The sequence below is a fragment of the Rugamonas rubra genome, assembly GCF_900114705.1.
Taxonomy (GTDB): Bacteria; Pseudomonadota; Gammaproteobacteria; order Burkholderiales; family Burkholderiaceae_D; genus Rugamonas; species Rugamonas rubra.
In genome coordinates this window covers 1-14,158 of record NZ_FOTW01000020.1, presented here as the reverse complement: position 1 = coordinate 14,158, position 14,158 = coordinate 1, and the positions used below count along the sequence as shown (strand labels likewise).

Sequence of the window (14,158 nt, the reverse complement as noted above, 5' to 3'; positions counted from 1 at the left end):
ATCCCTGTTTCACTCATCAAACGCCCCACGTTGATAAGCAGCATACTCGGCCGAGCCGGCGTGGTGGCGGCGCAATTGCGTCGCCCAACCAGCTTCCGCGCCCGCATCGCCGAGCTGATGCTGCACCTTAATCGCGAGCCACAGCACATCGGCCGTCATGCTCTCCATCTTTGCTGTCTTGCCCAGCCGGGAAATGAAAAACCCGGCCCGCTGGTAGTCGCGCCGCACATAGTACACGCGCGCCAGGTTGGCGTTGGTCGCCGCCAGGTCCGGCGTCAACTGCAACGCCTGCAGCAGATATTGTTCCGCGCCGGCGTAGTCCTTGCGCTTCAGCGCGCAGGAGCCGGCATTGTTCAGGGCCTTGGCCGGCGAGGCGTAGGCGCGGTTCTTCAGGGCCGCGTCGAAATACCGCATCGCCTCGTCCACCCGGCCGTTTTGGCACAGGAAGGAGCCGTAATTATTGGCCAGGTCGGGATTGTCCGGCGCCAGCTTGAGGGCGCGCGTGAAGTTGTCCCCGGCCAGGCCGGTCTCGCCCATGGCCATGTAAATCAGGCCGCGCATGCCGTAGCCGTCGGCGTAGTCGGGGTCGGCCGCCAGGGCCAGCTTGACCTCGTCGAGCGCCACCGTGTACTGGCCCTGCTCATAGTAACCCACCGCCAGTTGCATGCGGATTTCCGCACGGCGCTGGGCCGAGGTTTGGTCCGAGGCGGTGGTCAGCTCGGCCTTGCCGCTCTGGCCGCGCGCCTCCCCCGCGCCGGGCGCGGCGCAGCCGGCCAGCAACCCGGCCAGGCCGAGCGCGGCCAGGCAGAGGCGGCAGCGGTGCGCCAGGACCGTCATCAGGAGCGGATTTCCACGATCTTGCCGAAGTCGGCGCCGAACTTTTGCTGGTACTCGGCCATTTTCTCCATGCGCTCCACTACCCGGGTGCGGTCCTGCACCTCGCCGGCCAGCTGGCCGCAGGCGGCGTCGATGTCGTCGCCGCGCGTCTTGCGGATGGTGGTGACGATGCCGGCGTCCATCAGCACCTGGGCGAAGGCCTTGATGCGCGGATTCTTCGAGCGCAGCAGGCCCGACTCCGGGAAGGGGTTGAACGGAATCAGGTTGAACTTGCAGTTGACGCCGTGCTGGCGGTCCTGCACCAGGGCGACCAGCTCGCGGGCGTGCTCGTCGGAGTCGTTGACGCCGTCGAGCATGCAGTATTCGAAGGTGATGAAGTCGCGCGGGGCGAACTCCAGGTAGCGTTTGCAGGCGGCCACCAGCTCCTTGAGCGGGTACTTCTTGTTGAGCGGCACCAGGCCGTCGCGCAGCGGGTCGTTCGAGGCGTGCAGCGACACGGCCAGCGCCACCGGCACCTCCTGCGACAGCTTGTCCATCATCGGCACCACGCCCGAGGTCGACAGGGTGACGCGGCGGCGCGACAGGCCGTAGGCGTTGTCGTCGAGCATCAGCTTGAGGGCGGTGACGGTCGGCTCGAAGTTCAGCAGCGGCTCGCCCATGCCCATCATGACCACGTTGGTGATTTGTCGTTCGCCCTTGGGGCCGGGCTCGATGCCCTTGGTGCGGCGCAGCTCGAACTCGGCCATCCACAGCTGGCCGATGATCTCGGACACGCTCAGGTTGCGGTTGAAGCCCTGCTTGCCGGTCGAGCAGAAGCGGCAGTTGACGGCGCAGCCGGCCTGGGTCGAGATGCACAGCGTGCCGCGGTTGTCTTCCGGAATGAACACGGTTTCGACGGCGTTGCCGTTGCCCACGTCGACCAGCCACTTGCGCGTGCCGTCGGTCGAGGTGTGGTCGCTGATGACGGCCGGCGCGCGCACTTCGGCGCGGGTGGCCAGCTTGTCGCGCAGCGACTTGGCCAGGTCGGTCATCGAGTCGAAGTCGGCGGCGCCAAATTGGTGTATCCAGCGCTGCAATTGCTTGGCGCGGAACGGCTTCTCTCCCAACTCGGCGCAATAGGCGATGAGCTGCGCGGGATCGAGATCCAGCAAGTTGGTCAGGGTGGCGTTCGTGGTCGTGCTCATTGCAGGCTCAATTCAGTTCAAAAAAACTCGTTCCCGCGCGCGCAGCGCGGCGGGAACGGGGTACTGCCACGGCCCGAAGGCCGTCAATAATTACGCTTTGGCTTCTGGGAAGAAGTAGGCGATTTCAACTTTAGCGGCGTCGACAGCGTCGGAACCGTGCACGGCGTTAGCGTCGATCGATTCGGCGAAATCGGCGCGGATGGTGCCTTTTTCTGCTTTCTTCGGATCGGTCGCGCCCATCAGGTCGCGGTGGGCCAGAACGGCGTTTTCGCCTTCCAGGGCTTGGATCATGACAGGACCGGAGACCATGAAGTCAACCAGATCCTTGAAGAAACCGCGCTCTTTGTGGGCGGCGTAGAAGCCTTCGGCCTCTTCGCGCGACAGCTGGGTCATGCGGGCTGCAACGATTTTCAGGCCAGCGCCTTCAAAACGGCTGTAGATTTGACCGATGACGTTTTTTGCAACTGCGTCAGGTTTGATGATCGACAGGGTGCGTTCGATAGCCATTTAAAAACTCCAATAAAAAGAAAGGTTTAAAACAAAATTGATAGCTCAATCAACCTTTGATTTTACCATAGAACACCCCATCTATCCGATATTGGACTAGACAAGGGCGGCGCGCCCGATGTTTGCGCCGTCGCCGGGCCGATTTTACCTATAGGAAACCCTTGGCGGCGGGCAATTTGACGCCGATTTTGCGCGCTTTTGCCCCAACGTGCTATGCTTTTATCACGCTGTACCCTGAACCAACGAATTGGAGGCATGATGAACTTACAAAATACCTATGACCTGAGCGGCAACCGCCAGGCGGCGGTGCGCCACAATGTGCTGCGCAACACCTATTGGCTGCTGGCCCTGTCGATGATCCCGACCGTGCTGGGCGCCGTGATCGGCGTCGCCTTCCACGTGCCGATGCTGGGCGGCGGCATGGGCGCGCTGCTGTTCCTCGGCGTCGCCTTCGGCTTCATCTGGGCCATCGAGAAGAACAAGGATAGCGGCCTGGGCGTCGCCCTGCTGCTCGGCTTCACCTTCTTCATGGGCCTGATGCTGACGCCGCTGCTGACGCGCACGCTCGGCTACGCCAACGGCGGCTTCCTGATCATGACCGCCTTCGGCGGCACGGCCACCGTGTTCGCCGTGCTGGCCAGCGTGGCCACCGTGTCCAAGCGCGACTTCTCGGCGATGGGCAAGTGGTTGTTCGCCGGCGTCATCGTGCTGTTGCTGGCCTCGGTCGCCAACATCTTCCTGGGCATGTCGGCGCTGTCGATCACCATCTCGGTGATCGCCATCGCCATCTTCTCGGCCTACATCCTGTACGACGTGCAGCAGATCGTCAACGGCGGCGAGACCAACTACGTGCGCGCCACGCTGAGCCTGTACCTCGACGTCTACAACATCTTCACCAGCCTGTTGTCGCTGCTGGGCTTCGGCGGCGGCAGCCGCGACTAGGCGGTTTCTACGCAGCACACCAAGCCGGCCTCGCGCCGGCTTTTTTCTTGGGCAAAGCATTCAACAGTGCGGGAACTCGCGGCGGGCGCCGATCAGACGACGGTCAACTGCAAATCCCTACCCAACGCGGTCATCGCGTCTTCGATCCGATCGATGCGCGTGGTATGCGTCAAGTCGATCAAGCGATTGACCTCTTGACGGGTAGTGAGCATACGCCGAGCCAGTTCGGCGGGAATTACCGCCTGGGCCAACATTTCGTTCAGCAACAACACTTTGACCGCGATGCTTGCCGGCAGAGGGATCAAACGCTCGCCGGGCAGTGCGGCCGATGGCGGCGGGACTTGGCGTTTCTCGTCGAAATAGACCTCCATCGATGCGAGCAGCACGTCCTTGGCCATCGCAAACGCCTCATCAGCATCGTCACCTTGCGTCACCGCCTCCGGGATGTCGCGGAAGGTGACGACGAAACCGCCCGTTTCCGGCGTGAAGCATGCAGGATATTTCATAAGCCCCCCCCCCTAATTCCGCCTCCCTGGTGGAGACGCATTACTTCAAGTTAAGCTGTTTTTTGACAGATTCGACCAGTCCGGTTTTGAGTTCTTTCGCTGGATGCCTGGGAAGGAAGCTGGTCTTGCCGTTCAGTCTGACTTTCACATGGTTGCGACCATCTTCGAACGTCGCCCCAAACTGCTTGAGCCACCTGACAAACTCACTCTGCTTCACGGCGCCTCCGCAGTTTGTCCAAACAGATCAAATGTACCCAAAATTGATTACATGCGCAAACGATTTCCGGCGCGGTGGCGCGGCACCAAATGCGGCTAGCGCACCTCGAAACGCATGGTGTCGACCACCTGCTGGTCGGCGTCGACCAGCGCCAGTTGGTGCGGGCCGGCCACCGGCTGCCAGGCGTGGTCGGCGCCGGCCGGGCCGAGGTCGGCGCCGTCCAGGCGCCAGCGCAGGCCGGCCGCCGCCTGCGCCTGGAACAGCACGCGCTGGCTGGCCGGCGGGATGTCCGGGTCGATGGCGATGATGCTGGCCGGCGCCGGATAGCTGATGCGCGGCGCCCGGCCGCCCTGCCCGGCCAGCTCGACGACGGCGCTCTCGCTGCCCTTGAGGAACCATTCGACGCGCGCCGGCTCGAAGGCCGGCCGGTAGCTCAGCGCCTGGCGCAGCACGCCGGGCGGCGCCGGCGGCGCCTTGCCGGGGCGCTGGCGGTGCAGATAGTCGACCACGTCGTGCCAGACCGGCGCCGCGCCGGTGACGCCGGAGACGTCCCACATCGACTGGCCGTCGAAGTTGCCGACCCAGACGCCGACGGTGTAGCGGTCGGTGTAGCCGACGCACCAGTTGTCGCGCATGTCCTTGCTGGTGCCGGTCTTGACGGCGCTCCAGAAGCCGGTGGCCAGCTCGTTGCTCAGGCCGAAGGTCAGGCTGCGCGCGGCGCGGTCGGACAGGATGTCGCCGACGATGAAGCTGGCGCGCACGTCGAGCACGCGGCGGCGCGGCGCGGCGGCCCGTGGCAGCAGGCCGGTGGCGCTCCACAGGCCGCCGTTGGCCAGGGTGCGGTAGGCGTTGCTCAGTTCGAGCAGGCTGACCTCGGCCGAGCCGAGCGCCAGCGAGTAGCCGTAGTAGTCGGCCGGCTCGCCCAGGCTGTCCAGGCCGAGCGCGCGCAGGCGCTCGTGAAAGCGGTCCAGGCCGGCCATTTGCAGGGTGCGCACGGCCGGCACGTTGAGCGAGCTGGCCAGGCTGGTGCGCACGCTGACGTAGCCCTTGAACTGGCGGTCGTAGTTTTGCGGCACGTAGAGGCCGCCGTCGGTGCTGACGTCGAGCGCGCTGTCGTCGAGCAGCGAGGCGGCGGTCAGCTGGCCGCGTTCGATGGCCAGCTGGTAGAGGAAGGGTTTGAGCGTCGAGCCGGCCTGGCGCAGCGCCAGCACGCCATCGACCTCGCTGCCGCCGGCGTTGCCGACCCAGGCCAGGATGTCGCCGCTGGCGTTGTCGAGCACCACCACGGCGCCGTCGTTGACGTTGCGGGCGCGCAGCGCCATCAGGTGGCGGCGCAGAGTGTCGAGGGCGTAGCGCTGCAAGGCGCCGTCGAGCGTGCTGCGGGTGGCCGGGCCAGCGCCGCGCAGCAGCTGGCGCGCCACTTGCTGGGCCGCCGGCGGCGCCGTGTAGCTGAGCGGCCGGCTCAGCGCGACGACGGTGGTGTTTTCGATGGCGCCGCAGTTGGCGCCGGGCTTCAGCTCGCGCGCCAGCGCGCAGGCGCGCTTGGCCACCAGCTTGGGCGCGGCGCCGGGCGCGCGCAGCAGGCTGGCCAGGATCGCCGACTCGGCCACGTCCAGGCCGGACGGCGCCTTGCCGAACAGGCCGCGCGCGGCCGCGCCGACGCCCTGCAACTCGCCACGGAACGACACCAGGTTCAAATAGGCTTCAAGGATCTCGGCCTTGCTCCAGGCGGCGTCCAACTCGCGGGCGGCCTGGATCTGGTCCCACTTCTGGCCCCAGCTGCGGCCGGCCGCACCGCCGCGCAGGGCCGGGTCGAGCTGGGCCGCCAGCTGCATCGTCAAGGTGGAGGCGCCGCGCGGCCGGCTGCGGAACAGGTTGTCCCAGGCGGCCTGGCCCATCGCCTTCAGGTCGACGCCGTCGTGCTGCATGAAGCGCTGGTCCTCGGCCTGCAGCACGGCCAGCGGCAGCGCCGGCGATATGTCGGCCAGCGCCACCCAACGCAGGCGGCGCGCAGCCAGGTCGATGCGCAGCGATTGCAGCGGTTCGCCGTGGCGGTCGAGCAGCTCTGCGTCGGAGGAGCGGTAGTCCGCCCTCACCTGCTGCGGGGTGGGCACGGCGGCGCCGACATGGCCGACGGCCAGCGCCAGCAGCGCCGGCACCAGAGCGGCTGTCACCCGCAGGCTCATTTGACGCCCAACGCCGCGTTGGGCAGCAGGCCGAACATCTCGGGGCTGTACATCGCCTCGACGCGGGTAGGTGGCAGGTTGAACTGGCCGGCGTTGTTGAGCCGCACGGTGTATTCGACGCTCCACTTCCCCTTCGGTACAAACTCGTAGTAGCTGCGGAAGGCCTCGAAGCTGCGCTCCTGGAAGGCCGGCCAGACCCAGCCGCGCTGCCGCTCGCCGCTGGTGGCGATGGTCGAATCGCGGCCCAGGCCGGTGCCGAGCACGCTGGCGCTGGCCGGGATGGGGTCGTCGACCACCACCCAGGTCATGTCCGACTGCGCCTCCAGATCCAGGTGGACGCGGTAGATGTCGCCGCGCGACCAGACGCCCGGCGTCTTCTGCTCGACCGGGGTGATGGTCTTGCTGATGCGGTAGCCGGTGCTCAGCGCCGCCTTCAGCGGGATCGCCGCCAGGCTTTGCACCGTCACCCAGGGCTTGCCGGCGCCGCCATGCTTGAAGGCCAGGTCGGCCGCGCCGCGCGGCCAAGGCAGCATGACGCTGGCGGTGGGATGCGCCGCGTCCAAGGTCGCGCTGGCGGACACGCCGCCGACGCTGGCGCTGGCCGCGCCGGTCACCGGCGTCGCCTCGAACTTGCGCGAGAAGGCGTCCAGCGCCAGCACGCCCCAGGCGTTGGCGACGGTGGTGTCCCAGTGGCCGCGACGCTGGCGGCCCAGGCTGCCGCGCGCCAGCCGGCCCATGTCGGCGCGCCAGGCCGGATTGTCGGCCATGGCCAGCAGCAGGCGGTTGGCGTTGGCGTCGGCCGAGGACATCAACCACCACCAGTTGTCGCTGCGCTCGGTGGAGAAGGTCATGGTGGTGCCCTGCAGGTTGAGGCGGGCGCGCAGGATCTGCTGCGCCTGCGCCATGCGCGTATCGCGCTGCGCCAGCTTGGGGCTGCGCTGCAGGATCAGATACCAGTCGATCACCGCCGACGTCGGCCACAGGTTCGGCTCCAGCGAGAACGACTCCAGCTCGGCGTCGCCGACCCGGCCGGAGCGCGACAGCGCCTCCAGCGCGGCCAGCTTGCGCACCGCCAGGTCGGCCGTGGCCAGCGCCGAATTGCGCAGCACGCGGCCGTGGACGAAGCCGAGCAGCGCCTCCTCCATGCGGCCCTTGAGTTCAGGCGGAATCGGATAGCCGGCCTCCTGCACCGCCGACAGCACGTAGGCGGTCAGGCTGTCGCTGCCCCGCTCCATCAGCGAAAAATATTTGACCAGGCCGTCGCTGTCCATGTGCGCCGGCAGGCTGGCGGCCTGGTGCTCCCACATGGCGGCGTCGCGCAGGGCGATGGCGCGCGAGGTGTTCTGCTCGAAGCAGGTGTAGGGATACATGGTCATGTACTCGCGCACGCCGGGCAGGTCACTGCCCAGCCGCGCGCTGAACAAGGTGCGCAGGCCGCCACGGCCCGGTTGGGCGTCGGCCGGCATGCGCACCTGCATGGACTGCGGGCCATCGAGCTGCAACAGCGTGGCCTGGATGGTTTGCACCGGCACCGCCGGCTTGACCTTCTGCTTGACGCGCAGGCGGTCGCCGGCGCCGTCGGCACCGACCACCTTGGCGCTGACGTCCCAGGCCAGTTCGGCCACGCCGAGCGGCACCAGATAATCCCAGCCGACCTCGCGCGCCTGGCCGGCGGCCAGCGTCAGTTTCTGCGCCGGCAGCGCCTTGCCGGCAGCGCTGGCGGCCAGCTCGACCTGCATCTCGGCGTCGCTGGTGTTACGCAGCGTGAAGCCGGCCTGGAAGCGGTCGCCCTCGCGCACCAGCGCCGGCAGGCCGGACAACAGCATCAAGTCCTGCGAGCTGCGCACCTCGGTCTTGCCGGTGCCGAACAGGTCGGCGTTGGCGCTGGCGACGGCGACGATGCGGAAGGCCGTCAGCGAATCGTTGAGCGGCACCTGCACGGTGGCCTCGCCCCTGCCGTCGAGCGCGACGCGGGCCTGCCAGAACAGCAGCGTGTCGAACAGTTCGCGGCCGCCGCCCTTGCCGCCGCCGCCGCCCGGCGCCACCGCCTTGCGGCCGAAGTGGCGCTTGCCCACCACCTGCATTTGCGCGGTGGCGGTCTGCACCTGCAGGCTGCGCTGCTGCATCATCGCCTCCAGCAGCTCCCAGCTGGCGTTGGGCATCAGTTCGAGCAGGCCGACGTCGACCGCAGCCAGCGCCACCTCGGCGCCGGCCGGCACCGGCGAGCCGTCGGCGCGCGTCACGCGCACGGCCACGCTGGCCTTCTCGCGCACCTTGTAGACGGCCTTGTCGGCGCTGACCTGCACCTTCAATTCGTTGCCGGCCCAGCCCACGCGCAGCGGCGTGATGCCCAGCTTGTAGGCCGGCTTGCCCAGGTCGACCAGCGCGGTCGGCGCCGCGCCGGCGACGCGGCCGCGCACCACCAGCGCCGAGACGTAGACGTTGGGCGCGTACTGCGCCTTGATCGGAATGCTGAAGGTGGGCGCCTTGCCCGACAGCGCACGCACATAGCTGTCGATGACGCCCTCGCGCTCGACCGTCACCAGCGCGGTGGCCTGGCGGAACGGCATGCGCACCTGGAAGCTGGCCTGCTGGCCCGGCTCGTAGCGCTTCTTCTCCGGCAGCAGGTCGATGCGGTCGTTGTCGCTGGCCTTGAACCACCAGTCGTCGCCGTCGGCCACCCAGGTGTCGATATGGGTGGTGGCGGCGTGGTGCGCGGCGTCCTCGGTGCGGGCGCGCAGGATCAGGTTGCCCGAGGCGGCCGCCTTGGTCTGGCACAGCAGCAGGCCGCGCTGGTCGGTGCGGCCCTCGCAGGCGGCGCCCAGCGCCTTGATCTCGCTGCTGTTCTCGTAGGCGTAGAAGCCGCCGATCAGGCGGCGGCGGTGCGAGTAGTTCATGCGCTGGAACAGGTCGACGCTGACCGGCGCGTCGGCCACCGGCCGGCCCTGCAGGTCGAGCACCACCACCTGGAACTTCAGCGCGTCCTTGCTCAGCACCCAGCCGTCCGGCGCGATGCCGATCTGGTAGCTCGACGGCCACAAGGGAACACGGGTGGCCACCGACAGCGTTTCGCCGTTGGCGTCCTGGTAGCTCAGCTCGGCCAGCAGATTGCGCGGCGTGGCCGCCTGCGGCAGCTGGTCGATGCTGACGCGGGCGCCGCCGGCGCCGTCCAGGGTCAGGCTGCGCGTGCGCACGGCGCCGCTCTTCGGCGCGTCGGCCTCGGCGTCGGCGTCGTTGGCACTGCCGGCGCGCCCGCCCTCCTCCTCGAACATGCCCTCGTCGTCGTCGAACACGGCGCCACTCTTCTCCACGCCGGCCTTGACGTCGCCGGCGCTGAAGCTAAAGCCGTCGTAGTCGGGGAAGCTGGCGGCGTAGGGTTCGATCACCGTGCGCAGCTTGACCGGCGCGCCGGCCGCCGCGCCGCCGGACAAGTAGCTGAGCTGCACGTCCAGGTCCAGCTTGGCGGCCAGCACGGCCGGCGTTTTCGGCCCCTGCAGCAGCGCCTTCATGGTCGGCACGCGGAACTGCTCGACGCGGAAGCGCCCGGCCATGCGGCCGTCCAGCAGCACGCTGTACCAGCCCTGCTTGGCCTCGGCCGGAATCGGCCAGCTGTTGTCGGCGGCGCCGTGGCGCCAGCTGAGCGGCAGCTCGTAGCGCTGCTCGCTGCCCTCGTGCAGGATGAACATCTTGTCCGGCGCCTTGCCGGCGCCGGCCAGCGCGAGGCCGGCGGCGACGTGGCGGCGCAGGAAGTGCTTCATGTGCACCGTCTCGCCGGCGCGCAGCAGCGTCCGGTCGAACACGGTGGCGGCGATGGTGTTGTCGGCGCGGACGTCGTCGGTCGGCAGGTTGAAGCGCCAGGCTTCGATGCCCCGGTTCCAGTCCGACAGCGTGAAGGTCATGTCGGCGCCGCTGCGGGCGCTGATGAAGTAGCTGTCGTTGTAGCCGCAGGAGAAGCGGGCCAGCTCCTGGCGGATGTTGGCCACGCCATTGGCGTCGGTGCTGCCCTGCCACAGCGGCTTGCCGGCGCAGTCGCGCACCGCCACCTTGGCGCCGGCCACCGGCCGGCCCTTGTCGAGCGAGGTGACCCACACCAGCGAGGACTCGGCGCCGTGCTTGAAGTGGGCCACCAGGTTGGTCACCAGCGCCGCCGCGTTGACGTAGGCGGTGCGCGGCTTGCCGCTCAGCGCGCCGCCCAACAGCGGGCTGGCCAGTTCGACCACGTAGAAGCCCGGCTTGCGCAGCGGGATGCCGATCACCTCGAAGGCGCGCTTGCCGCCCGGCTTGGGCAGCGTGAAGCGCTCGACGGCGCCGTCCTTGTGGCCGGCCAGCATGGGCTGGTACAGGTCTTGGCCGTACAACTCGCCCGCTTGCCAGCCGCCGCCGGTGCGCCCGGTCAGGCGCTTGAGCCAGTCGATGATCTGCTGGTCCTGCTGGTCGGCCACGCGCAGCATGGCGCCGCCGACGGCGCTGCCGGACACCTTGGCCAGCTGGGTCGGTAGGCCGGCCTCCACATTGCGCACGGTGACCGGCAGCAGGCGGTCGCCGCGCGCCTCGATGACGCCGAAACGGGCCGGGAACTTGACCAGCGGCGGCTGCGCTCCGGTGCGCACCGTCAGCGGGAAGCGGGCGTGGTTGAGCAGCGGCCGGCCGGCGTCGTCCTTCAGCTTGGCCGGCAGGGTCAGCGTCAGCTTGGCCTGCTCCGGGAAGGGGCCGGCGATGCTGACGCCGCTGACGAATTCGGCCTTCTTCTCGTCGTCGCCCACGCTGGCGCGGAAGCTCTTGCCGCCCGGCGCGCCCAGGCGCACGGCCAGCGCGTCGGCCAGCCGCACCGGCGCGGAGAAATTCAGCCGCGCCGGCAGGAAGGGGATGCAGTCGCCCTTGGCGCTGGGCCGGTCGCAGCTGAAGGTGGCGGTGAAGTCGGGCCGCGTGCGGTAGGCCAGCGTCTGCTCCTTCTGGTTGGCGATGCCGCTCTCGCTGGCGATGCCGGCGCCCCACACCAGCGACACGGCGGCCTTGGCCGGCAGGCTGCGGCGGCACTGCAGCAGCTCGAGCGGCATCTGCTCGAGGCGCTTGTCGCGCACGCCGACGCTGGCGCGCCAGACCACGCCACGGGCGCGGAAGTACAGGTTCAGATAACGGTCGACGAACTGCTTGCGCTGCGCCAGGATCTGCTCGCGCTCGGCGCCGACCAGGCGGCGCACGGGAATCTTCTCGTTGATGCCGTCGGCGCGGCAGTAGGCATGCGCCTCGACGTCGGCGGCGCGCGCCGGCGCGTCCAGGCCGAGCACGAAGATCTGCTGCTCGTCGACCTCGCCGCCCTCGCGCGGCAGCGACTCGACGATGGCCGGGCCGCCGGTGTTGAAGCTGAACTTTTGACTGCCAGCCAGTTCGGCGCCGGCCAGGTCGCGCAGGCCGGCCTTCAGGGTGAAGCTGCAGGAGACGCCGGCCGGCAGGTCGCGCACGAAGTCGTAGCTCCAGTTGCGCCCGTCGATCCAGCGGCCGCTGCCCTGCTCGGGACAGTCGATGGTGAACGGTGCGTCCAGGCGCAGGTCGCCGAAGGCCACCATCTGCGCCGAGAAGCGCGCCTGCACTTGGCGCACTTGCTTGATGGTGCCGCTGGGCGAGAACGATTCGACGCTGGCCGGCGCCGCCGGAGCGGGCACAGCCGGCGGCTGGGGTTTAGCCTGGGCCTGGGGCTGAGCTTGGGCCGCCGGCGCGTGCGCGCACAGCAGCGCCAGCGCGGCCAGCAGCGGCGTCAGACGGCGAACAAGGGGAATATGGGGAAAGCGGGAAAACAAGACGGCGCGAGCCTGGGGCGACTGGGACATTCCAACTCCGTGGTGGGGTGGTCATGCCGCGCGGAAGGTCTGGAAAGCAAACTGGCTTGGCGGCGATGAGCGGACCAAGCCAGTGTTACAAAGAGCGCAAGCCCTGTCAATGGAGCTTGCAAAACAAATCAGCTTACCAAAAAGGCACGGCGCCTCAGGCCAGGTCGAACACCGCCATCGACTCGACGTGCGAGGTGTGCGGGAACATGTTGACCACGCCGGCCTTGCTCAGCACGTAGCCGGCCGTGTTGCACAGGATGCCGGCGTCGCGCGCCAGGGTCGACGGGCTGCACGACACGTAGACGATGCGCTTGGGCAGCATGTCCGGGTGGCTCAGCTTGAGCTCGGCGAGCGCCTCGCAGACCGCCATGGCGCCGTCGCGCGGCGGGTCGATCAGCATGCGGTCGAACTTGCCCAGCACGGCCAGGTCTTCGGCGGTGATCTCGAACAGGTTGCGCGTCGAGAAGCTGGTCTTGGCCGACAGGCCGTTGACGTTGGCGTTGTCGAGCGCGCGCTCGGTCAGCGTGGTCAGGCCCTCGATGCCGACCACCTCGCGCGCCTGGGTCGCCAGCGGCAGGGTGAAGTTGCCCAGGCCGCAGAACAGGTCGGCGACGCGGTCGGTCGGCTGCACCTCGAGCAGGCGCAAGGCCTTGCCCACCAGCACGCGGTTGATCAGGTGGTTGACCTGGGTGAAGTCGACCGGCTTGAACGGCATGCGCACGCCGAACTCGGGCAGCAGGTAGTGCAGCTGCTTGTCCAGCGGATAGAACGGCACGGCGCTCTCCGGCCCCTTGCTCTGCAACCACCATTGCACCTGGTGCTGGTCGGCGAAGGCCTTGAGCTTGTTCTCGTCGTCGGCCGTGAGCGCGGCCATGTTGCGCAGCACCAGGGCGGTGACGTCCTCGCCCACCGCCACCTCGATCTGCGGGATCTGTTCGCGCAGCGACAGCGAGGTGACCAGCGCGCGCAGCGGCAGCAGCATGGCCGAGACGTGCGGCGGCAAAATCATGCAGCTGTCCATGTCGGCGATGTAGGTCGACTTCTTCTCGCGGAAGCCGACCACCGCCTCGTTGCGGCGCGGCACGAAGCGCACCGACAGGCGGGCGCGGAAGCGGTAGCCCCAGGTCGGGCCGTACATCGGCCGCATCACGTGCTGCGGACGGACCTTGCCGATGTGTTGCAGGTTGTCCTCCAGCACGCGCTGCTTGATGGCGACCTGGGCGGTCGGCTCCAGGTGCTGCATCGAGCAGCCGCCGCAGTTGTCGTAGTGTACGCAGGGCGGCTTGACCCGCAGCGAGGACTCGCGCAGCAGCTCGGTCATGTTGGCCATTTCCCAGTTCTTCTTGCGCTTGAAGCTGACGAAGCTGACCCGCTCGCCCGGCAACGCGCCCTCGACAAAGACCACCTTGCCCTGGCTGCCGTCCTCGTTGCGCAGATGGCCAACGCCACGGGCGTCCATGTCCAGCGATTTGATGTCGATGATATTTTCTTGCATAGCGTTCAGTGTTGGAGGTGGGCGGGCGCGCGCGCCGGCAGGGGCTGCCGGGCCGTTTCGGGCGCTCAAAGCGGGGCATATGATATCAGATATCGGAAGGCCGATATTGATTGCAATTTTGGCAATGCGAAGGAAATGTGGCGACTCCCAAACCACCCACAGGCGCAGAGCCAGGGTCAGACCCTAGGGTCTGACCCTAATGCCGTTGACTTAAGCTTTTGACTTCTTGTATGGGTAGCGCTGTGCCTTTGATTTGACGACCCGGTCAAAATGACGGCCGGGTCGTTTGACAGTCAGTTCTGTGACTAGCCTTTGCCGCATTCTTTGTAGTAGGGAAGGCAGCTTGCCATAGGCGCGAGTCGCGGCGGCCCATGTTAGTTCGTATTGAATGATGTGAAATGCACGGACGAAGCTGATGTCGGTGGGGTTGCATTGAGCGTCGGCGGCGACGTTGGC

The 14,158-nt window shown here is 67.9% G+C and carries 9 protein-coding genes and 1 pseudogene; 1 reads left to right on the top strand and 9 read right to left on the bottom strand.

Translation table 11 applies throughout. The annotated features are described in order from the left end of the window. Nucleotides 1–9: 9 nt before the first annotated feature. The 3 genes from pilW to ndk form a co-directional block, all read right to left on the bottom strand. Entirely contained in the window at nucleotides 10–837 is an 828-nt protein-coding gene (gene pilW / locus BM252_RS20110) for a type IV pilus biogenesis/stability protein PilW (RefSeq protein ID WP_093389467.1), read from the bottom strand. Next, nucleotides 837–2,021 carry a dual-specificity RNA methyltransferase RlmN gene (gene rlmN / locus BM252_RS20105; protein ID WP_093389466.1) on the bottom strand — a complete coding sequence of 395 codons (1,185 nt, stop codon included), beginning with the start codon at nucleotides 2,019–2,021 and terminating at the stop codon, nucleotides 837–839. Before rlmN ends, pilW begins: the two co-directional genes overlap by 1 nt. 90 nt (nucleotides 2,022–2,111) lie before the next feature. Next, the gene (ndk, locus tag BM252_RS20100) at nucleotides 2,112–2,528 is read right to left on the bottom strand and encodes a nucleoside-diphosphate kinase (RefSeq protein WP_093389465.1); all 417 of its coding nucleotides are present in this window, start codon (nucleotides 2,526–2,528) and stop codon (nucleotides 2,112–2,114) included. 255 nt (nucleotides 2,529–2,783) lie between these two features. Here ndk and BM252_RS20095 point away from each other — a divergent pair, with 255 nt between their 5' ends. After that, entirely contained in the window at nucleotides 2,784–3,470 is a 687-nt protein-coding gene (locus BM252_RS20095; protein ID WP_093389464.1) for a Bax inhibitor-1/YccA family protein, read from the top strand. Between the two features lie 92 nt (nucleotides 3,471–3,562). Here the strand turns inward: BM252_RS20095 and BM252_RS20090 are convergent, their stop codons facing one another. From BM252_RS20090 to BM252_RS31445, 6 genes and pseudogenes are all read right to left on the bottom strand, one after another. Then, on the bottom strand, nucleotides 3,563–3,976 hold the full coding sequence (locus BM252_RS20090) for a type II toxin-antitoxin system HicB family antitoxin (protein ID WP_093389463.1): 414 nt from the start codon (nucleotides 3,974–3,976) through the stop codon (nucleotides 3,563–3,565). A gap of 40 nt (nucleotides 3,977–4,016) precedes the next feature. After that, the gene (locus BM252_RS20085; protein WP_093389462.1) at nucleotides 4,017–4,193 is read right to left on the bottom strand and encodes a type II toxin-antitoxin system HicA family toxin; all 177 of its coding nucleotides are present in this window, start codon (nucleotides 4,191–4,193) and stop codon (nucleotides 4,017–4,019) included. Nucleotides 4,194–4,288: 95 nt separating this feature from the next. Further along, entirely contained in the window at nucleotides 4,289–6,379 is a 2,091-nt protein-coding gene (pbpC, locus tag BM252_RS20080) for a penicillin-binding protein 1C (RefSeq protein ID WP_174900599.1), read from the bottom strand. Further along, nucleotides 6,376–12,207 (bottom strand): alpha-2-macroglobulin family protein, encoded by a 5,832-nt coding sequence (locus tag BM252_RS20075; protein WP_093389461.1) that lies wholly within the window; start codon nucleotides 12,205–12,207, stop codon nucleotides 6,376–6,378. Before BM252_RS20075 ends, pbpC begins: the two co-directional genes overlap by 4 nt. A gap of 154 nt (nucleotides 12,208–12,361) precedes the next feature. Next, a complete protein-coding gene (gene rlmD, locus BM252_RS20070) occupies nucleotides 12,362–13,702 on the bottom strand; it encodes a 23S rRNA (uracil(1939)-C(5))-methyltransferase RlmD (RefSeq protein WP_093389460.1) in 1,341 nt (446 codons plus the stop codon). A gap of 210 nt (nucleotides 13,703–13,912) precedes the next feature. Beyond that, a pseudogene (locus tag BM252_RS31445) lies at nucleotides 13,913–14,158 on the bottom strand (IS4 family transposase); the annotation flags it as partial.

Coding starts and splice junctions, on each gene's coding strand:
- ndk (WP_093389465.1), bottom strand. CDS start 2,528: ATGGCTATCGAACGCACCCTGTCGATCATCAAACCTGACGCAGTTGCA.
- rlmN (WP_093389466.1), bottom strand. CDS start 2,021: ATGAGCACGACCACGAACGCCACCCTGACCAACTTGCTGGATCTCGAT.
- BM252_RS20090 (WP_093389463.1), bottom strand. CDS start 3,976: ATGAAATATCCTGCATGCTTCACGCCGGAAACGGGCGGTTTCGTCGTC.
- BM252_RS20075 (WP_093389461.1), bottom strand. CDS start 12,207: ATGTCCCAGTCGCCCCAGGCTCGCGCCGTCTTGTTTTCCCGCTTTCCC.
- rlmD (WP_093389460.1), bottom strand. CDS start 13,702: ATGCAAGAAAATATCATCGACATCAAATCGCTGGACATGGACGCCCGT.
- BM252_RS20095 (WP_093389464.1), top strand. CDS start 2,784: ATGATGAACTTACAAAATACCTATGACCTGAGCGGCAACCGCCAGGCG.
- pbpC (WP_174900599.1), bottom strand. CDS start 6,379: ATGAGCCTGCGGGTGACAGCCGCTCTGGTGCCGGCGCTGCTGGCGCTG.
- pilW (WP_093389467.1), bottom strand. CDS start 837: ATGACGGTCCTGGCGCACCGCTGCCGCCTCTGCCTGGCCGCGCTCGGC.